Source organism: Streptomyces uncialis, from assembly GCF_001905345.1.
In the GTDB taxonomy this organism is placed as follows: domain Bacteria; phylum Actinomycetota; class Actinomycetes; order Streptomycetales; family Streptomycetaceae; genus Streptomyces; species Streptomyces uncialis.
Window position 1 is genome coordinate 1,845,607 of record NZ_LFBV01000001.1, and the last position, 19,729, is coordinate 1,865,335.

Annotated in this window: 15 protein-coding genes; 9 read left to right on the forward strand and 6 right to left on the reverse strand. The window is 72.7% G+C overall.

Annotation, left to right across the window (positions count from 1 at the left end; genetic code table 11):
• Nucleotides 1–490 precede the first annotated feature (490 nt).
• Nucleotides 491–2,923, forward strand: coding sequence for an endopeptidase La (gene lon, locus AB852_RS07900; protein WP_073784881.1), 2,433 nt, complete (start codon nt 491–493; stop codon nt 2,921–2,923).
• Nucleotides 2,924–3,000: 77 nt separating this feature from the next.
• Here lon and AB852_RS07905 read toward each other — a convergent pair whose 3' ends face one another.
• Nucleotides 3,001–3,792: a lysozyme gene (locus AB852_RS07905; RefSeq protein ID WP_107499182.1), complete on the reverse strand. Its 792-nt coding sequence runs from the start codon at nt 3,790–3,792 to the stop codon at nt 3,001–3,003.
• A 249-nt stretch (nt 3,793–4,041) separates the two neighbouring features.
• On the opposite strand from AB852_RS07905, the gene AB852_RS07910 reads away from it, so the two are divergent.
• Complete coding sequence (locus AB852_RS07910) at nt 4,042–4,527, forward strand: MarR family winged helix-turn-helix transcriptional regulator (RefSeq protein WP_073784885.1); 486 nt, start codon at nt 4,042–4,044, stop codon at nt 4,525–4,527.
• 729 nt (nt 4,528–5,256) lie between these two features.
• On the opposite strand, the gene AB852_RS07915 is transcribed toward AB852_RS07910, so the two are convergent.
• Nucleotides 5,257–6,030: a protein phosphatase 2C domain-containing protein gene (locus AB852_RS07915; protein WP_073784887.1), complete on the reverse strand. Its 774-nt coding sequence runs from the start codon at nt 6,028–6,030 to the stop codon at nt 5,257–5,259.
• A gap of 764 nt (nt 6,031–6,794) precedes the next feature.
• Between AB852_RS07915 and AB852_RS07920 the strand changes: the two genes are divergently transcribed.
• The 5 genes from AB852_RS07920 (at nt 6,795) to AB852_RS07940 (ending at nt 12,805) form a co-directional block, all read left to right on the forward strand.
• On the forward strand, nt 6,795–9,743 hold the full coding sequence (locus tag AB852_RS07920; protein ID WP_425444152.1) for a sensor histidine kinase: 2,949 nt from the start codon (nt 6,795–6,797) through the stop codon (nt 9,741–9,743).
• A 71-nt stretch (nt 9,744–9,814) separates the two neighbouring features.
• A complete protein-coding gene (locus tag AB852_RS07925) occupies nt 9,815–10,399 on the forward strand; it encodes a roadblock/LC7 domain-containing protein (protein WP_245876685.1) in 585 nt (194 codons plus the stop codon).
• Between the two features lie 83 nt (nt 10,400–10,482).
• Nucleotides 10,483–10,860, forward strand: coding sequence for a DUF742 domain-containing protein (locus tag AB852_RS07930; protein WP_073785657.1), 378 nt, complete (start codon nt 10,483–10,485; stop codon nt 10,858–10,860).
• A complete protein-coding gene (locus tag AB852_RS07935; protein WP_073784889.1) occupies nt 10,841–11,470 on the forward strand; it encodes a GTP-binding protein in 630 nt (209 codons plus the stop codon). The genes AB852_RS07930 and AB852_RS07935 overlap by 20 nt, the downstream gene beginning before the upstream one ends.
• A gap of 78 nt (nt 11,471–11,548) precedes the next feature.
• Nucleotides 11,549–12,805, forward strand: a complete 1,257-nt coding sequence (locus tag AB852_RS07940) for a styrene monooxygenase/indole monooxygenase family protein (protein WP_073784891.1) — start codon at nt 11,549–11,551, stop codon at nt 12,803–12,805.
• Nucleotides 12,806–12,910: 105 nt separating this feature from the next.
• Here AB852_RS07940 and AB852_RS07945 read toward each other — a convergent pair whose 3' ends face one another.
• From AB852_RS07945 to AB852_RS07955, 3 genes are all read right to left on the reverse strand, one after another.
• Nucleotides 12,911–14,152 (reverse strand): C40 family peptidase, encoded by a 1,242-nt coding sequence (locus AB852_RS07945; RefSeq protein WP_073784893.1) that lies wholly within the window; start codon nt 14,150–14,152, stop codon nt 12,911–12,913.
• A 103-nt stretch (nt 14,153–14,255) separates the two neighbouring features.
• Nucleotides 14,256–14,543, reverse strand: a complete 288-nt coding sequence (locus AB852_RS07950; protein WP_073784895.1) for a hypothetical protein — start codon at nt 14,541–14,543, stop codon at nt 14,256–14,258.
• 392 nt (nt 14,544–14,935) lie between these two features.
• Complete coding sequence (locus tag AB852_RS07955) at nt 14,936–16,054, reverse strand: MerR family transcriptional regulator (protein ID WP_073784897.1); 1,119 nt, start codon at nt 16,052–16,054, stop codon at nt 14,936–14,938.
• Nucleotides 16,055–16,586: 532 nt separating this feature from the next.
• Here AB852_RS07955 and AB852_RS07960 point away from each other — a divergent pair.
• A complete protein-coding gene (locus AB852_RS07960; protein ID WP_073784899.1) occupies nt 16,587–17,507 on the forward strand; it encodes an ADP-ribosylglycohydrolase family protein in 921 nt (306 codons plus the stop codon).
• Nucleotides 17,508–17,604: 97 nt separating this feature from the next.
• Complete coding sequence (locus tag AB852_RS07965; RefSeq protein ID WP_073785659.1) at nt 17,605–18,213, forward strand: Uma2 family endonuclease; 609 nt, start codon at nt 17,605–17,607, stop codon at nt 18,211–18,213.
• Between the two features lie 18 nt (nt 18,214–18,231).
• Here the strand turns inward: AB852_RS07965 and AB852_RS07970 are convergent, their stop codons facing one another.
• Nucleotides 18,232–19,710 (reverse strand): penicillin-binding transpeptidase domain-containing protein, encoded by a 1,479-nt coding sequence (locus AB852_RS07970; protein ID WP_073785661.1) that lies wholly within the window; start codon nt 19,708–19,710, stop codon nt 18,232–18,234.
• Nucleotides 19,711–19,729: the final 19 nt, after the last annotated feature.

The following is a 19,729-nucleotide window of genomic DNA, read 5'->3' on the forward strand; positions in this document are numbered from 1 at the left end:
CTCGTCTTTTGCGCAGTTCCCCGCGCCCCTTTGGGGGCGCCCACCTGGGGCTGTCGTCCGTCTGCGGACTCTCAGCGACCGGGTTCGGGGTTCAAACCACCCTCCTCGCGGACTCGCACGGCTACGGGAGGGGGTGGGCGGGAATCTCTGCTCGCAGACTCCGATGCTCTTCAGTCGGGCAACGAAACGGCTTACCGAGCGTGTCGGATCGAGGACGGAGAATCCCGACCGGCACCGACCCGAAGAACCAACCGGACGCGCCCCAAAGGGGCGCGGGGAACTGCGCAAACCGCCGAGCGACGGCACAGGAACAAGTGCGCCCAGCCGGACAGACCTGAGCGACGGCACAGGCGACAAGTGCCCTCACCCGGGAGCCACCCAGAAGCGCAAGCGAAGGCGGATCGCTGAGGGCGAACACCACCCCGGGAACATTCGCGGAGCGCCATGCATTGAGTCGACATAGCTCAACTTGAATGCCGAAGGGGAGATCATGGCTACTGAGTCCGCTGGTTCCAAGGGCACCCCGCTCGCGCTGCCCGTGCTGCCGCTCGACGACGAGGTCGTCCTGCCCGGCATGGTCGTCCCCCTGGACCTGAACGATCCCGACGTACGCACCGCGGTGGACGCCGCACAGGCCGCCGCGGGCTCCGCACCCGGCAAACCCCGGCTGCTCCTCGTCCCCCGTATCGACGGCGCCTACGCGAGCACCGGCGTCCTCGGCACGGTGGAACAGGTCGGCCGCCTCGCCGACGGCGACCCGGGCGCCCTGATCCGCGGCCGTTCCCGAGTCCGGATCGGCGCGGGCACCACCGGCCCCGGCGCGGCCCTGTGGGTGGAGGGGACCGAGGTCACGGAGACCGTCCCCGACCCCCTGCCCGGCGCGATCACCGAACTGATCACCGAATACAAGGCCCTCGCGACCAGCTGGCTCCGCAAGCGCGGCGCCTGGCAGGTGGTGGACCGCGTCCAGCAGATCGAGGACGTGTCCCTGCTCGCCGACAATTCCGGATACTCACCGTTCCTCACCGTCCAGCAGAAGGTCACCCTGCTGGAGACCGCCGACCCGGTCGCCCGCCTGAAGCTGGCCACCGAGCAGCTCCGCGAGCACCTCGCGGAGCAGGACGTGGCGGAGTCGATCGCGAAGGACGTCCAGGAGGGCGTCGACAAGCAGCAGCGCGAGTTCCTGCTGCGCCGCCAGCTCGAAGCGGTCCGCAAGGAACTGCGTGAGCTGAACGGCGAGAAGGGCACCGACGACGAGTCCGACGACTACCGGACCCGGGTCGAGGCCGCCGATCTGCCGGAGCGGGTCCGGGAGGCCGCGCTCAAGGAGGTCGACAAGCTGGAGCGGTCCAGCGACCAGTCCCCGGAGGGCGGCTGGATCCGCACCTGGCTGGACACCGTCCTGGAGCTGCCGTGGGACGAGCGCACCGAGGACCAGTACGACATCCAGGGCGCCCGCGCCGTGCTGGACGCCGAGCACGCGGGCCTCGCGGACGTGAAGGAACGCATCACCGAGTACCTGGCGGTGCGCAAGCGGCGCGCCGACCGCGGCCTCGGGGTCGTCGGCGGACGCCGTGGCGGCGCCGTGCTGGCGCTCGTCGGCCCGCCCGGGGTCGGCAAGACCTCGCTGGGCGAGTCCGTCGCGCACGCCATGGGCCGCAAGTTCGTCCGGGTCGCCCTCGGCGGCGTCCGGGACGAGGCCGAGATCCGCGGTCACCGCCGTACGTACGTCGGGGCGCTGCCCGGACGGATCGTGCGGGCGATCAAGGAGGCCGGGTCGATGAACCCGGTGGTCCTCCTCGACGAGATCGACAAGGTCGGCTCCGACTTCCGGGGCGACCCGGCCGCGGCCCTCCTCGAAGTCCTGGACCCGGCGCAGAACCACACCTTCCGGGACCATTACCTGGAGGTCGAGCTGGACCTCAGCGATGTGGTGTTCCTCGCCACCGCGAACGTCCTGGAGTCCATCCCGGAGGCACTGCTGGACCGGATGGAGCTGGTCCGTCTCGACGGCTACACCGAGGACGAGAAGGTCGTCATCGCCCGGGACCACCTGGTGCCGCGCCAGCTGGAGCGGGCGGGCCTCGGCGCCGACGAGGTGACTCTCGCGGAGAGCGCGCTGCGCGGACTCGCGGGCGAGTACACCCGGGAAGCGGGCGTACGGAACCTGGAGCGGGCCGTCGCACGGCTGCTGCGCAAGGTCGCCGCACAGCACGAGCTGGGCGAGCGCGAGCTGCCGTTCACCGTCACCGGTGACGAGCTGCGCGCGCTCATCGGACGGCCGCACCATGTGCCGGAGTCCGCGCAGGACCCGGCCGAGCGGCGGACCGCCGTCCCCGGTGTCGCCACCGGGCTCGCGGTGACCGGCGCGGGCGGTGACGTCCTCTACGTGGAGGCGTCGCTGGCCGACCCGGAGACCGGCGCGGCCGGACTGACCCTGACCGGCCAGCTGGGCGATGTGATGAAGGAGTCGGCGCAGATCGCGCTGAGCTTCCTGCGCTCCCGCGGCGCCGAACTGGAACTCCCGGTCGGCGACCTCAAGGACCGCGGCGTGCACATCCACTTCCCGGCGGGCGCCGTCCCCAAGGACGGCCCGAGCGCGGGCGTCACCATGACGACCGCCCTCGCGTCGCTGCTCAGCGGACGCCAGGTCCGCACGGATGTGGCGATGACCGGTGAGGTGTCGCTGACCGGCCGGGTCCTGCCCATCGGCGGGGTGAAGCAGAAGCTGCTCGCCGCGCACCGGGCCGGGGTCACCACCGTGGTGATCCCCAAGCGGAACGAGGCCGACCTGGACGACGTCCCGGCCGAGATCCTGGCCAAGCTGGACGTCCACCCCGTCACGGACGTCCGCCAGGTCCTGGAACTGGCCCTCGCCCCGGCGACCAGCACAGCCGCCCCGGAGGTCCCGGTCGCGGCGTGACGGACGCGCCCGGACCGCCCCCGGAGGCGGACGGCCCTCCCCCATCCCCCGGGGGAGGGCCGTTCGGGTGCCGCGGGTCAGCCGTTCGCGAGGGCCTGGACCCGGTCCAGCGCCCCGTTGAACCAGTCGTGGTCACCGACCGTCGGGCCGGTCGACGTGTACTGCCACATGGTGTGCGTCGCCCAGCCCGCCGGGAGGGTGCCCGGGGTCGACGCGTACCGCGCGATCCACAGCGGGTTCACGTCCCCGAAGGCGGGGGAGTTCCCCGTGCACTGGGTCCACCAGCTCGTCGCCGTGTAGATGACGGCGTCCCGGCCGGTGCGCGCCCGGTAGCGGTTCGAGAAGTCCCTGATCCACGTCACCATCTGACTCGCGCTCTTCCCGTAACAGGCGTCCCCGTACGGGTTCCACTCGATGTCCAGCACCCCGGGCAGGGTCCGTCCGTCGCCCGACCAGCCGCCGCCGTTGTCCACGAAGTAGTCGGCCTGGGTGGCGCCGTTCGTGGTGTCCGGTGTCGCGAAGTGGTAGGCGCCCCTGATCATCCCCACGTCGTACGAGCCGTTGTACTGCTGAGGGTGGTACGGGTTCTTGTAGTACGTCCCCTCGGTGGCCTTCACATAGGCCCATCTGACGCCGCTGTCCCACAGCGTCGGCCACGCCACATCGCCTTGATGGCTGCTCACGTCCACGCCTTCGGTCCGGGCCGCGCGGCCCTCCACGGGCCGCCCGTCCTCGCCGTCGTGCGCGAGGACCCCGATGCCCATCCAGGCGGAGCCGCGGGGCGGTACCGCCGGGTCGTCGGCCGCTGCGGTCCCGGCCGACGCCGGGTGGACCGCGAGCAGCGGGGTTATCGCGAGCAGTGGGGCCATCGCGAACAGGGCGAAGGGGGCCGGCCGGGTGATACGGCGGGTGCGGGTCCGGTGCATGTTCGGTGCCTTTCGTCTGCCTGGTGCGGTGGTGAGGTGTCAGCTACCAGGACTACGGCCGCGCGGGGCCCGGCGCCTGTCGGGGTCCGGGCCGCCACGGCCACCCGCGCACCTGCGAAATACTGGCGGGGCCGCGGCGAGGGTCGTGCCCGGCGGTACGGACAGCACCTTCAGCAGCGGGGAAGACGGGGCATGGACGCAGGCGCGGATCAGGGCGGGAGCGGTACGGGGACCGGGGACGGCGGGGTGGCCCGGGAGTTCCTCGCGCTCGAACGCGAGCTGACGGTGATTCTGCGGCGGGCCCGGGCCTCGTCCGGGGAGATCGCCCGCGCGGTGCATCCGGAACTGGAACCCGGGGCCTACGGACTGTTGGTCCGACTGGACGAATGCGGGGTGCAGCGGGCGACCGATCTCGCGGGGTACGTGGGGGTGGGCAAGGCCACGATGAGCCGGCAGCTGAAGGTGCTGGACGAGCTGGGGCTCGTCACGCGGGAGCCCGATCCCGCGGACGGGCGGGCCTCGCTGATCCGGCTCACGGAGGCGGGGCGGGTGCGGGTCTCGCGTGTGCGGGCGGCCCGGCGGGCCCGCTACGTCAGTCAGCTCGCCGACTGGGCGCCGGCGGAGGTGGCCGAGCTGGCCCGCCTCCTTCAGCGGCTGAACCGCTCCACGGAGTCTTGACGTCTGCCGCCCCGAGGTCTGTCCGGCTGGACGCGCTTGTTCCTGTGCCGTCGCTCGTGGGTTTTGCGCAGTTCCCCGCGCCCCTGGATGCTGCCTCTGTTCGTCGCTCTTCGGGTGCGGGGCGGTTCTCGTTCCTGCTGGACGCACTTGTCCCTGTGCCGTCGCTCGGTGGTGTTGCGCAGTTCCCCGCGCCCCTTTGGGGCGCGTCCGGTCGGTTCTTCGGGTCGGTGCCGGTCGGGATTCTCCGTCCTCGCTCCAACGCGCTCGGTCGGACGTTCCTCTTGCCCTGCTGAAGAGCATCGGAGTCTGCGGGCAGAGATTCCCGCCCACCCCCTTCGGTAGCCGGGCGACTGCGGGAGGAGGGGGGTCCAACCCCGTCCCCGCAGACAGAGGACGGCAGTAATGGGGCGCCCCCAAAGGGGCGCGGGGAACTGCGCACCCACGTCCGTACCCGCACGGGAACAAGTACGTCCAGGTGTGGAACCCCAGGGGCGCGGGGAACTGCGCGAAGACGAGGGCGGACCCGCACCCGAAGAAGCGACCGCAAGGGGGCAGCATCCAGGGGCGCGGGGAACTGCGCGAGCAACCGAGGGCCATCCGCAGCCGAACGGGAACCGGAAGGGGCGCGACCTCAGGGGCGCGGGGAACTGCGCACCCCACGAGCGACCCGCACGGGGACAAGTGCGCTCAGGTGGGGAACCCCGGGGGACCGTAGGGGGGCGGACGGGGTCAGAGGGCTACGTAGGTGACCGTTGCGTCGTCGTGCCGCTTGCCCCGCGAGGGGGGACCACCCCGCTCGGCCTCCCGCACCGCGTCCACCAACGCCTGCGCCCCCTCCTTGTGCAGCAAGGAGAGACACTCCCCCCACCCCCCGAACCGGAACCGCTCCACCCACCGCGACGCCCCGTCGGTCATCGCGGCGAGCGTCCGCACCCGCTCCCGCGGCAGCTCCCCGACGACGGCCCGCCGGACCACGTCCGGATCGGCGGCGGCGGTGAAGAAGCCGCCCTCCTTGTTCCGCAGCTCCCCGTCCGTCGCCCCGACGGACCGCAACGTCTCCCGGGGCATCCGGTCGAGCCGGTCGTCCAGCACCGCGCTCACCGCCCCGTCCGCGTCCTCGACCAGCAGTACCGAATCGGACAGCACGAGGTACTCGACCCGTTCGTCGTCCCATCGCGCGAGGACCACCGTTGCCTGTGGGGTTCGCACGTGAGAAAGGTCACACGTGTCGCGGTGAGCGTCCGCGGTCCTGCGGATCGCGTCGCCCAGCAGCTCCCGCAGCGTCAGATCTGCCCGCGAAACGGACAGTTCACCGAGTGCGCCCCCGAGTCGCGCGGTGAACCAGGGAACGGAGTGCCGGCATCCGTATTCCCCCGCGGGTGGCGTCACCCCGTCGAGCACGACCAGCGTCCCGCCCTGTCCGGAGGCGGGAACCGCCACCGAGGCGAAGTCCTCGTTGGGTCGTGCGGGGTCACCGGGTGCCGTGGCGATTTCGATGCGCATCGGGTCAGTCTGCACGAGCCCCCACCGATGCCCACGAATCGGTGGCGGGGGTTACGCAGAGGTGACCGGCGGTCGACAGCGCGACGACCGTACCGACCGGTCACCTGCCTGATTTGCTCGGGAATGATCTGTTCCGCCGACTCGTGGTGGGGCATCTTGCCAAACCCCGCCGATCACGTCCAACCGGCGCACCGGACAGGGCGCCTGGCGCGTGCCCCAGGAACTTGCCGCCCAACTCCCGGTCGATGTTCACTCCTTCGGGTGGCCGGTCCGGCGATGCGCGTCCACTCCCCACGGGCGCTGGAATGGTCTGGAGCCGTATGCGGCGGACCCGGCGGGTTGACGGTGCATCATCCGGACCCATGAGTGCCGGAAACGTGGGTAGTCGAGTCAGAATGCGAGCACCGGTGCAGAAGATGCGGCCTCGGCGCAAAGGCGGGCAGTCGGCCCCGGAGCAGGGTGCGGTAGCCCCGTACCCCCCCGGGTCACCCGCCACACCTGGGACCCCGGGCACCTCGGTGCGGACCGGGACCCCCGGCATGTCCGGCCTGCCCGGAACGTTCGAACCGCGCGGAACGTCCGGCGCCCCCGTACCGCCCGGGGCGCCCGGCACGACCGGTGGTGCTTCCGTACCTCCTGGCACCTCCACCCCCCCGGGCGCTCCCGCAGGTCCCGGCGCCCCCGCGGGCCCCGGCGGACCCAGTGGCCAGGGCGGCGGACCCACGGGACCCGGCGGCACCCCGCCGAATCCCGGGCCCGGCCCGGTGCCGAACCCCGTACCGGCCCCCGCGCCCGCCGCCCCCAAGGGCAAGCGCAAGCGCCGCGCCCGGGTGCGCAACCGGCTCCTCATTTCCGTCACCGTCGTCGCCGCCGCCATCGCGGGCGCCGGGGCCCCCGCCCTGCTCGCCTCCTCCAGCGAGCTGAACGACGCGCAGAACCTCGTCACCGCCGCCGAGCGGGCCCACCAGGGCATCTCCCTCGCCCACGCCCTCGCGGACGAACGCGACGAGGTCATCGCCTTCATCGCCGCCGGACGCCCCGACGGCAAGGGACTCTCCGAGCAGCGCAGCGCCCGCGTCGACCGCCGTATCCAGGAGCTGCGCGCCGGCGCGCCCGCCGCCCTGCGCACCGACCTCGACGCCGTCGCCGCCGCCCGCCGCGCCGCGCTCACCGGCAAGAGCGAAGCCCTCGCCGCCCATCAGGCGTACGCGAAGGTCATCACCGAGCTGCACCGGCTCGCCGAGGACGTCGCCGTGCGTACCCCGCCCGCCGCCGCCCCGGGCGCCCGGTCGCTGGCCGACCTCGACCGCGCCGTCGAGCAGGCGTCGGCCGCCCGTGGTCTGCTGCTCGCCGCGCTCGCCGTCCCCCGCTCCACCACCACCGAGTTCAACCAGACGACCGGGCTCATGGAGACCGTGCCCGACGAGTCCGCGGCGGACGCCAGGAAGCGCCTCGAACTCAGCGGCGCCGCCCAGCAGGCCCAGCACCGCTCCACCGCCGCCCTCGCGGACTTCCGCGATGTCGCGCCCGCCGCCGACCTCGCCTCGTACGACTCCACCGTCAACGGCGCCGAGACCGCCGCCGCCGAGCGGTATCTGAACCGGCTCACCGACGAGGCCCGGCTCAGCGACGACGACCTGGAGATCGACACCAAGAAGGTCGCCGCCGCGCTGTCCTCCCGGATCGATCTGATGCGCGGGGTCGAGGCGTCCCTGGCCACCGCCCGCGTCGACCGCCTCGAACAGCTCCGCGACGACGCCGTCACGGAGCTGGAGATCCGGGTCGGCGTCATCGGCGCCCTGCTGCTCCTCGCCGTCGGCGTCTCGATGGGCATGGCCCGTTCGCTGACCCGGCCGCTCGCCGTGCTGCGGATCGGCTCCGCCCGGCTCGCCGCCGACCCGGCCGCCGAGGAACCCGTACGGTTCACCGGCCGCAACGACGAGTTCGCCCAGGCCGTGGACTCCGTCAACGCCCTGCACGCGCACACCGTCGCGCTCCATGAGCGGCTGGCCACCCTGGAGGGCGACCGCAGGCATCTGATCGGCGAGCGCGAGTCGATGGCCGACCGCACGGCCGAACTCCGGGCCGAGCTGGACCGGGCCGCCGCCGATCTGGGGCGGGTCCGCCACAGCATCCAGGGCACCTTCGTCAATCTCGCCCTGCGCACCCTCGGACTCGTCGAGCGCCAGCTCGCCGTCATCGAGGGCCTGGAGGACCGGGAGCAGGACCCGGACCGGCTCTCCACCCTCTTCAAGCTCGACCACTTCGCCACCGTCATGCGCCGCCACAGCGAGAACCTGCTGGTCCTCGCCGGGGCCGACCACGGCCACCACCACCCCGGCCCCGTACCGCTGGTCGATGTGGCACGGGCCGCCGTCAGCGAGATCGAACGCTATGAGCGGGTACGGATCACCTCGCTGCCGCCGCACGTCCATATCGCCGGGTTCGCGGCCGACGACCTCAGCCATCTGCTCGCCGAACTCCTGGAGAACGCGACATCGTTCTCCCCGCCCGACGCCTCCGTCGAGGTGTCCGGCTGGCTGCTGGAGAACGGCGAGGTCATGCTGTCCGTCCAGGACGAGGGCATAGGGATGACCTCCGAGCGGCTGCGGGAACTGAACCTGCGGCTCTCCGAGTTCGACCCCGCCGATCTGACCGCCGGACCGGAGAGCGACGAAGGCCTCGGCCTCGGGCTCTACGTGGTGGCGCGGCTCGCCCACCGGCACGGTGTGCGGGTCCAGTTGCGGGAGCAGAAGCAGGGCGGCGTCACCGCGGTCGCCGTGCTGCCCAAGGGGATGCTCGCCGCCGAACCGGCCGCCGCCACGGCGGTGCCGCCGCTCGCCGCAGGCGCCGCACCCGCGCTGCGGCTGCCCGGCTCCGAGGCCGAGGCCAACTCCAATGTGCTGCGCGGCCGAGGGGTTCAAGGGGACCCCCTCATCGCCGCGGCCGAGACCGCCGTACGCCACTCCGAGACGACGATGGAACTGATCGCCCCGCCGTCGCAGCCGGACACCGAACAGGTGACGGAAGCGGGAGCGGAATCGGGAGCGGAAGCGGAGTGGGTGCCGGACGCGCAGATCCACGCGGACCTGGACCCGTACCTGGACCTGGACGCGGACCCGGTGTCCGACGTGGAACCGCGCTCCGACACGGAAGCGGAATCCCTGTCCGACCACCCCCGGAACCATCCCGGGGAGCACCACACCGGAGAACACCTCTTCGGGGAACACCGCAGCGAGGAACAGGAACACCGCACCGGGGAAGACCTCTTCCGGGACGGCGACGGGGAGTCCGGCGGGGAAACGGTGTCCGAGCGGGCTGGGGGCCCGGACGAGGCACCGGTGGGCGGAGCGGCCGGTGACGAACACGGTCATCACACCCGCGCCCACGACGAGGCACCGGCGCTCGCGCCCGGCGCACCCGCGGGACCGACCGCGCGGACCGCTGTTCAGGGGAACATCCCGGGCGGGACACGCGTGACGGACAAGGGGCTGCCCAAGCGGACGCCTAGGATCAGTGAGCCCGTGACCGTGGCGAGGCCCGCAGGAGGGGGCGTCGACGCGGACGCCCTGCGGCGCAAGCTCGGGGGCTTTCATCAGGGGGCCGCGGCCGGCCGCCGGGACGTGGAGGCCGAGATCGGCCCCGCCCCGGCGGAGTCGGTGGGCCGCGGTGGGGAAACAGTGGGGGACACAGTCGAGGAGGGAAGCAGTTGACTGCGCCCAGCACATCGCCCGGTGTCAGTACATCCGCCCAGGCACGTTCCGGTGCCACCGGTGGATACGGACTGAGCCGTGAGGCACGCAACCTGCACTGGCTGCTGACGAATCTGGTCGAGGAGGTACCCGGACTCCTGTCCGTCGCGGTCGTCTCGTCGGACGGGCTGCTGCTGCTCTCCTCGGACCCCGGCAGAACCGGCCCCGGCGGAAGCGAACCCGGCGCGACCGGCGCCGACGCGTCCGGCACGGCCGGTCGGCCCGCCGGGCCCAAGGGCTCGTCGGCGGACCTCGCGACCATCGTCTCCGGTCTCGGCAGTCTCACCCTCGGCGCCGCCAAGCTGATGGACGGCGGCGGGGTGAAGCAGACCATGGTGGCCATGGAGGACGGCAGCCTCTTCGTGATGTCCATCAGTGACGGCTCGCTCCTGGGGGTGCACGCCACCCCGGACTGCGACATGAGCGTCATCGCCTACCACATGGCCCTGTTCGTGGGACGCGCCGGACATGTCCTGACCCCCGAACTGCGCAGCGAGCTGCGCCAGTCGCTGGAGTCCCGGGGCGCCGCCGACCCGCCGGCCCCCGGTGAGTACGCCGAGGTGCCCCGGCCGCGTGAGCCCCGGACGCCGCTCCGTACCCCCGGGAGCGCCCAGTGACCGCGTCCGGTCCCTCGCGTACGGGCGACGCCGCCGCGAACGGTGACGACGCCGGCCTCGCCGCGCCGTCCACCAGGCTCCCGGTGCGCGGCTCCGACAGGAAGCCGGCCCGGGTCCGTCCGTACTCGCTGACGGGGGGACGGACCCGCTTCGGGCACGTCCTGCTCGTGGAGACGTTCGTCGCGGCCATCGAGGCCCCCGACGAGCGCCTCGAACTCGCCAACGGCTCGCTGGCGACCCGGGTCATGCCCGAGATGCGGGCCATCGTGGAACTGTGCCGCCGGATGCGGACGGTGGCCGAGATCGCCGCGCTGCTGAAGATGCCGCTCGGCGTGGTCAGGGTCCTGCTCAGTGACCTGGCCGACCAGGGCAAGATCCGTGTATACGGAACGGGTCACGGAACGGGCCAGCCGGACCGCGCGCTGCTGGAAAGGGTGCTGAGTGGACTCCGTCGTCTCTGAACCACTGCCGTCCGCCGACACCGACGGCGAACCCCTCAAGGCGTGGCAGCGGGACCGCACCCGCGCCCCGGTCGCCACGAAGATCGTCGTCGCGGGCGGCTTCGGCGTCGGCAAGACCACCCTCGTCAAGGCCGTCTCGGAGATCGAACCGCTCCAGACCGAGGCCCTGATGACGGAGGCCAGCGTCGGGACGGACGACCTCTCCGCGACCCCGGAGAAGACCACCACCACGGTCGCCATGGACTACGGCCGCATCACCCTGGACGACGACCTCGTCCTGTACCTGTTCGGCACCCCGGGGCAGCAGCGGTTCTGGTTCATGTGGGACGACCTGGTGCGCGGCGCGATCGGCGCGGTCGTCCTCGCGGACACCCGGCGGCTCGACGAATGCTTCCCCGCGCTCGACTACTTCGAGAGCTGCGGTCTGCCGTACATCGTCGCCGTCAACCACTTCGACGGCAGCGAGCGGTTCGACGAGGTGGACGTGCGTGACGCCCTGACCGTGCCGCCGCACGTGCCGATCCTCATCATGGACGCGCGGCACCGGATATCGGTGGTCGAGACCCTGCTCGCCGTGGTGCGCCAAGCCCTGGAGTCCAGCCCCGCGTAATCGCGGGACACGGCCCGGGAGATCCCCAGCTGTTCCCGTCGTTCACTGGCTCACGTGGTTCAACAGGAGAACATCCGTATGCGGACAATACTCATAGTCGGTGCCGGTCAGTCCGGTCTCCAGCTCGCCCTCGGCCTCCAGTCCCAGGGTTACGAGGTCACCCTGATGTCCAACCGCACCGCGGACGAGATCCGGTCCGGCCGGGTCATGTCCACGCAGTGCATGTTCCACACCGCGCTCCAGCACGAGCGCGATCTCCAGGTCAACTTCTGGGAGTCCCAGGCCCCGAAGATCAAGGGCCTCGGGGTCTCCGTCGCGGGACCCGCCCCCGAGGACGACCCGGGCGGCGCCAGACCGCGGGTCATCGACTGGGTCGGACAGCTCGACGGACACGCGCAGTCCGTCGACCAGCGGATCAAGATGGCCGGCTGGATGGAGACCTTCGCGCAGCGCGGCGGCCGCGTCGTCATCCACGGCGCCGCCGTCTCCGACCTCGACTACTTCTCCCGTGCCTACGACCTCGTACTCGTGTCAGCGGGCAAGGGCGAACTCGTCTCGATGTTCGGCCGGGACGCCTCCCGCTCCCCGTACAGCGAGCCCCAGCGCGCGCTCGCCGTCGCCTACGTCCACGGTCTCGGGGTCCGCCCCGAGCACCCCGACTACGACGCGGTCCGCTGCAACCTGGTGCCCGGGGTCGGCGAACTGTTCGTGATGCCGACGCTGACGCTGTCCGGCCGCGCCGACATCCTGTTCTGGGAGGGCATACCCGGCGGACCCCTCGACGCCTTCAAGGGCGTCAAGGACCCCTCGGAGCATCTCGCGCTCACCCTGGACCTGATGAAGCGGTTCACGCCCTGGGAGTACGAGCGCGCCACCAAGGCCGAGCTGACCGACGCCAACGGCACGCTGTCCGGGCGCTACGCCCCGACCGTCCGCAACCCGGTCGGGCGGCTGCCCGGCGGGGGCGTGGTGCTGGGTGTCGCGGATGTCGTCGTCGCCAACGACCCGATCACCGGGCAGGGCTCCAACTCGGCGTCCAAGTGCGCGGCGTCGTACCTGGAGTCGATCGTGGCCCACGGTGACGGCGAGTTCGACGAGACGTGGATGACCGCCACGTTCGAGCGCTACTGGCAGACGGCGCAGCACGTCACCAAGTGGACCAACGCGATGCTCGGCGCGCCGCCGGAGCACGTGCTGAACCTGATCGGCGCGGCGGGCGCGCTCCAGCCGGTCGCGGACCGGTTCGCCAACGGGTTCAACGACCCGTCGGACTTCGAGAACTTCTTCTTCGAGCCCGAGAAGGCCGAGGCGTACCTGGCTTCCCTGTCGGGCTGATCGGGTCCCTGAGGCAGCCTGCTTCCGCCGGTCCGTGCGGCCGTCCCGTCCGGGGCGGCCGCACGGGGCGTTCAGGGGGCCGTCCACCCGGTGCTCGCCGGGTGCTCACGGGGCCGTCGTGGAGTCGTAGCCCGCGTCGGAACCCGCGTCCGCCCCGGACGGCAGCTCCGGTGGGCGGTAGCCCGTCATCGCGGGCTCGTCCGGGTCCGGCCGCACCGCGCCGAGCACGGGGTTCGCCGCGACGGGTGACACCTTGACCTTCGCGCCGGGGCGCGGGGCCTGCACGACCCGGCCGCCCCCGAGGTAGAGCGCCACATGCGTCGCGCCCGGGAAGTACACGACCAGGTCCCCGGGGCGCAGCGCGCCCAGCGGTACCCGGCGCAGCTCGTTCCACTGCTCCTGGCTGGTCCGGGGGATACCGGCACCGGCCGCCGCCCACGCTTTCGACGTCAGCCCCGAGCAGTCGAACGCGGTGGGGCCCACCGCTCCCCACTCGTACGGTTTGCCGATCTGCCCGACGGCGTAGCGCAGCGCGGCCTCACCGGTCGCGGAGGGCGCGGCCGACCTCGCCTGCGGTCCGGCGAGCGCCCCGGACTCCACGAACTCCCGTGGGGTGCCGGCCTCGGCCCCCGCGGACTCCAGCTGCCCCAGCCGGCCGAGCTGCTCGGGGGTGAGGGAGGCGAGCAGTCGCTCGACCTCGTCGAGCTTCCCGGTGACGGCGTCCCGCTCCTCGCGGTGGCGTGCCGCGAGGGTCTGCTGTTCGTCCAGTGCCGCGCGGGCCGCGCTCGCGAGACCGTCCGCGGTCCGTTCGGACCCGGTGAGCCGGTCCACCGCCGCGGCCCGGTGCTGGGACACCCGCGCCAGGATGTACCTCTCGTCGAGGAGCTGGCGGGGGCTGCGGGCCGTCAGCAGCCGCAGGTACGGGGAGAGGCTGTCGGCGCCGCGGTACTGCTGGCGGGCGAGGCGGGCCGCGGCTCCCCGGCTGGTGTGCAGGGCGCCGCGGGCGTCGGCGAGACGGCGCTGGAGGGTGCCGACGCGGTCGCGGCGGCGGCTCAGTTCCTCGTCGGTGGCGCGGTAGCGCGCGGTGGCCGAGCCCGCCTCCCGGTACAGCCGCTGAAGGTCCGTCAGGAGGGCGCTGACGGAGCGGTCCGGTGCGGGGGCGGCGGGGGCGGCTGGGGCCGCGGGTACGGGGGGTGTGCCGGGTGCGCCTGGTGTGCCGGGTGCGCTCGGCGCGGCGGACGCGGTGCCGGTGCCTGGGGTGCCCGGGGCTCCGGGGGCGAGGAGTCCGGCCGCCAGCAGGGTGGCCAGGGTCGCCGTGCGCGCCTTGTGTGTCCGTGTTCCTGACATGTCGTCACCTCCGCGCAGGGGGCGGCCGGTGCGCCCCGCAGGGCGAGCATCAGCGGGGGTACGGGATCGCGCGCGGGGGGCTGGGCGGTTCGGAGCAACGGGGTCACCCGGGCGGGCGGCCGGGGGTGGCGCGTCTGCTCCACGGCCACTTGGGACCGCCGGGGTCGCCGTCCGGGTCGTACTCGTAGCGCCACCCCCTGTGCAGGGGGAGGCGGCGTCCGGCCACGACGGAGACCCGGCGGTAGATGTGGACGGTCGGCGGGGTGTCCTCCGTCGGGGCCGGGACGGGGACGCGGTAGATCTTCGGGGGGTGGCCGGTGGGTCCCACGAGGACCGGGAGGACCCGGCCGTCCAGGGGTCCGCCGACGAAGGGGGTGTTCTCGCTGCGCACGGGGGTAGTGTCCCACTTGTTCTGGCGGGGGCGCCTTGACCGGTTCTCCGGTGCGGGTCGTCCGGCCTCGGCCCCGGGTTTCTTGTGCTGGGCGTATTTTGTTTCCTGTGCCGTCGCTCGGTGGTTTCGCGCAGTTCCCCGCGCCCCTGTGGGGGCGCTGCCTGTCTGGTGTTGTCGGCCGGGTGTGGGCCTGCCCTCGTCTTTTGCGCAGTTCCCCGCGCCCCTTTGGGGCGCGTCCGGCTTGTTCTTCGGGTCGGGGCCGGTCGGGATTCTCCGTCCTCGCTCCAACGCGCTCGGTACGGACGTTCAGTGGCTGTATTGGTGGCGTCGGAGTCTGCGGGCAGAGATTCCCGCCCACCCCCTTCCGTAGCCGGGCGACTGCGGGAGGTGGCTCACTCGGCCACCAGGAGGCGCAGGCCCAGTTCCGCTGTGTCCAGGGCGAGGAGTTCGCGGTTGCGTTCGGTCCAGCGGCCGGAGGAGAGGTCGTCGCGGAGGCGGTGCACCGCCCGCTGTTCGGCCCGCGGTCCTACCCGGGTCCACACCGAGACCGCGCGGCGGACATGCTCCTCCAGGTAGGCCTCGGGTCGGCGCCAATAGGCCTCCAGGAAGCCGTCGGCGCAGTCCCACGGGATGAGTACCGGTTCCCTACGGGCTCCGATCGCGTCGGCCAGACGGTCCACGGAGGGGCGGCCGGCGACGAGGCCGGTGATCTCGGGCAGGTAGTCACGGGTGAGCCAGAACCGCTGACGCCAGCCGCTGTCACTGCTGTCGTGGGTGAACACCACGACGCGGCGGGCCACGCGCCGCATCTCGCGCAGCCCCGCGATCGGGTCCCGCCAGTGGTGCACGGTGCTGAAGGCCATCGCGGCGTCGAAGGACCCGTCCTCGAAGGGCAGTTTTTCCGCGGCGGCGGCCACGCACGGCGCGGCGTCCGGGGGGCGCTGCGCCCGCATGACCGCTGAGGGTTCCACCGCCGTGACGTCACGGTCCGGGGGCTCGTAGGAGCCGGTACCGGCTCCTACGTTCAGTACGGTCCTGGCGTCCCCGAGCGCGTCCCAGACCCGCGCGGCGATCCGGGGCTCGGTGCCCCGTGTCGCCGGATAGGCGGAGCCGATCGTCTCGTACAGCTGTGCGCCGAACATCTTCAGCTGTTCCTCCGGTGTCGTTCGTTTCCCCATGGCCCGTGTCTCCAGTTCCTTGTCGATGGCGGTCACCATGGCGGCGGCGCGGTCGCGCTGTTCCAGGAGCAGTCCGCGTAGTCGGTGCAGGTGGGCGACCGCGTCGGTGGCGGGGTCGTCGACCAGCTCCGCGATCTCACGCAGTCCGAAGCCCAGCCGCCGGTAGGCGAGCACCTCCCGAAGCCGCTCCACGTCACCCGCCGCGTAGGCCCGGTACCCGGCCGGGGTCCGCGCGGACGGCTGTACGAGGCCGATCCGGTCGTAGTGATGCAGGGTGCGGACGGTCACCCCGGCGAGCCCGGCCACACGTCCCACACTCAGATGCTCTTCCACACCCCGGACCCTCACCCCTGACCCCACGTAAGGGTCAACCCCGCTACCCGTCCAGGAACAAGTACGCCCAGCCCGGAGTACCCAGGGGCGCGGGGAACTGCGCACCCACGGGGAACCGGTACAGGCGCAATTGCGGCGAGGTGTGGAACCCCGGGTCGCGAGCGAAGGCGACCCGCACCCGAACGGAAACAGCGGGAGGAGCGCCCCAAAGGGGCGCGGGGAACTGCGCGAACCCGACGAGCGACGGCACAGGAACGAAGTACGCCCGGCACAGGAAACCCCGGGGCGCGAGCGAAGGCGACCCGCGGGGAACTGCGCACCCCACGAGCGACGGCACAGGAACGAAGTACGCCCGGTACAGGAAACCCCGGGGCGCGAGCGAAGGCGACCCGCGGGGAACTGCGCGAAACCACCGTGCGACGGCACAGGAACGGAGTGCGCCCGGCACAGGAAACTCCGGGGCGCGAGCGAAGGCGAACCCCTGGGGCGGAAGCGAAGGCGCGACGGGACGATCACCTGGCAACATGACGCCATGAACGAAGCCCTCGCCCCCGCGGACCGCCGCGCCGCCGCACGTGACAGCCTCGAAGCGCTAGCCCTCGGGGACGCGTTCGGTGAGCGCTGGTTCCCGCTGTTCCGGGAGCGCCGGCAGGCCTACGAGGAGGTCCGGGCCCGCCGTATGCCGCGGGAGAAGGACTGGCGCTGGACCGACGACACCGCGATGGCGCTCGGGGTGCTGAGGGTCCTGGAGGAGCACGGGGAGGTCGACCCGACGGCCCTCGCCGGGGCCTTCGGCCAGGGATACGCGGCCGACCCGGGACGCGGCTACGGAGCCGGGATGCACGAACTCCTCCCGCACTACGCGGAGCACCCCGAGCGCTGGCCGGAGCTCGCCCCCGCCCTGTTCGGCGGCGAAGGCAGCCTCGGGAACGGCGCGGCGATGAGGGTCGCCCCGCTCGGCGCGTGGTTCTGCGACGACCTCGAACGCGCGGTCGCGCAGGCCGAGGTCTCCGCCCGGGTCACCCACGCGCATCCGCAGGCCGTCGCGGGGGCCGTCGCCGTCGCGGTCGCCGCCGCGCTGGCCGCCCGCGCCCGGCTCACCATCGCCGCCGTCGCGGAGGCCACCCCGCCCGGCGCGGTACGGGACGGACTGCTGAGAGCGGACGACCTCCCCTTCTCCACCGAGCCCGGGCGGGCCGCCGACGCCCTGGGCAGCGGCGGGCGGATCCGCGCCGACGACACCGTCCCGTTCGCCGTCTGGACCGCCGCGCGCCACACCGACGACCTGGTCTCCGCGCTGTGGGCCACCGCCGAGGGCTTCGGCGACGTGGACACCACCTGTGCCATCACCGCGGGCATCGTCGGCGCACGTACCGGCACGGCCAGCGTCTCGGAGGCGTGGCTGAAGCGCCGCGAGTCCCTGCCGGGCTGGGTGACGGCGGACGCGGGGTGAGCCCACCGGTGTGTTCGTCACCCGATCGGATGATCAGTGACCGTTCGTCCTGGGTGCCCTGGCCGTATCAGGCACGATCCGGCCCATGGGAGCGATCATGAACGCTGAACGCGACTACGGGCTGGACGAGCACTACGAGTGGGCCCGCCCGCCGGTGGGCGGCTGGGTGGCGGACGACCTCGACAAGCTTCCGAATCTACCTCCGCACACGGAGCTGATCGACGGGAGCCTCGTCCTCGTGAGTCCGCGGACCCGATTCCACGCGCGGACCGTACGTCTGTTGGAGAACGAGCTGATCGCGCAGGCGCCGCCGCACCTGGAAGCGATCCGCGGGATGACGACGAAGCTCGACCGGAAGAACCGGCCCGAGCCCGATGTCCTCGTGGTGCCGGTCGACGCGGACACCGGTTCGGGGCAGACCTGGTTCGAGCCCGAGGACGTGCTCATCGCTGTCGAGGTGGTGGACGACGATTCGGTCGCCCGCGACCGCGACATCAAGCCGCCCAAGTACGCGCGGGCTGGCATTCCGCACTACTGGCGCGTCGAGGCGAACGACGGCCTGCCCGTCGTCTACGTCTACGAACTGGACCCGGCGAGCCGTAGCTACGCCCTGACCGGGATTCACCACGCCAGGCTGAAACTCGTCACGCCGTTCGCCATCGACATCGACCTCACCGCGATCCACCCCCGCCGCCCCAGCCCCTGACCCCGCGGCCCCGCGATTTCAGCGGTCCCGTTTCCGTTCCGCGCCGTCCAGGACCGCCCCCATCACCGCCCGCGCGATCGGCGCCGCGTCGCCCCCGCCGCTGATCTCGCCGCGTACCGCCGACGCGTCCTCCACGACCACCGCCACCGCGACCGCCGGTTCCGGGGAGCCGTCCGCGTGGGCCCAGGAGATGAACCAGGCGTACGGGGTGCCGGTGTTGCCGACGCCGTGCTGGGCCGTGCCCGTCTTGCCGCCGACCGTGACGCCGGGGATCGCCGCCTTGCCGCCCGTGCCGTTCTCGACGACCTCCGTCATCAGCTCGCGCAGTTGCGCCGCGGTGCGGGCGTTCATCGCCTGGTGCAGCACGCGGGAGCCCGGGGTGCGGACGGGGCTGCCGTCGTGGGTGGTGGCGCGGTCCACGAGGTACGGGGTGCGGACCGTGCCGCCGCCCGCCACCGCCGCCGCGACCATCGCCATCTGGAGCGGGGTCGCCCGGGTGTCGAACTGCCCGACGGAGGAGAGCGCGAGCTGCGCCTTGTCCATCCGGCGGTCGAAGTTGCTGGCGGCCACCGGGGACGGGACGCGCAGCCCCCGGTCGTTGAAGCCGAAGTCCTCCGCCGTGCCGGTCATCCCGGCGAGCCCCACCCGGGTGCCGAGCTTCGCGAGGACGGTGTTGCACGACCAGGTGAAGGCGTAGCGCAGGGAGGCGTCCTCGCAGCCGTCGACCTCGTTGGTCAGGGAGGACGTGGAGCCGGGCAGCCGGTACGGGTCGGGGGAGTCGGTGGGGTCGTCCAGGTCCCGTACCGTCCCCGTCTCCAGGGCCGCCGCGGCCGTCACCACCTTGAAGGTCGAGCCCGGGGGATAGGTCTGGCGGATCGCCCGGTTGAGCATCGGCTGGTCCGGGGAGCCGTTCAGCCGCCGCCACGCGCTCTCGACGGCCGGGCCGTTGCCGGACAGCCTGCCCGGGTCGTACGAGGGCGTCGACACCAGGGCGAGGACCCGGCCGGTGCCCGGTTCCAGGGCGGCCACCGCGCCCTTGCGGCCCGCGAGCCCGTCGTACGCGGCCCGCTGCGCGGACCCGTCGAGGGTGGTCGCGATCCGGCCGCCGGGGGAGCGGGAGCGGGTGAGTTCGTGCCACAGGGGCAGCGGCGCGAGCATCGGGTCGGTGCCCGCCAGGACGGAGTCCTCGGCGTTCTCCAGGAAGGACGTCCCGTACAGCTGTGAGGAGAAGCCGGTCACCGGCGCGTACAACGGGCCGTCGCGGTAGACGCGTTCGTAGCGGAGCTGTTCGCCGGTGTCCTTGGAGCCGGTGACCGGGCGGTCGTCCACCAGGATGTCGCCGCGGGGTTCGGCGTACCGGGCGATGGCCGCCCGGCGGTTGGCGGGGTTGTCGTCCAGGGTGCCCGCCTCGACGATCTGGACCCGGGCCGCGTTCACCAGCAGGGCGACGAGCAGCAGCAGACAGAGGGCGGCGGTGTGCCGCACGCAGCGGCTCATGCTCCGGGCGCGTACGGGA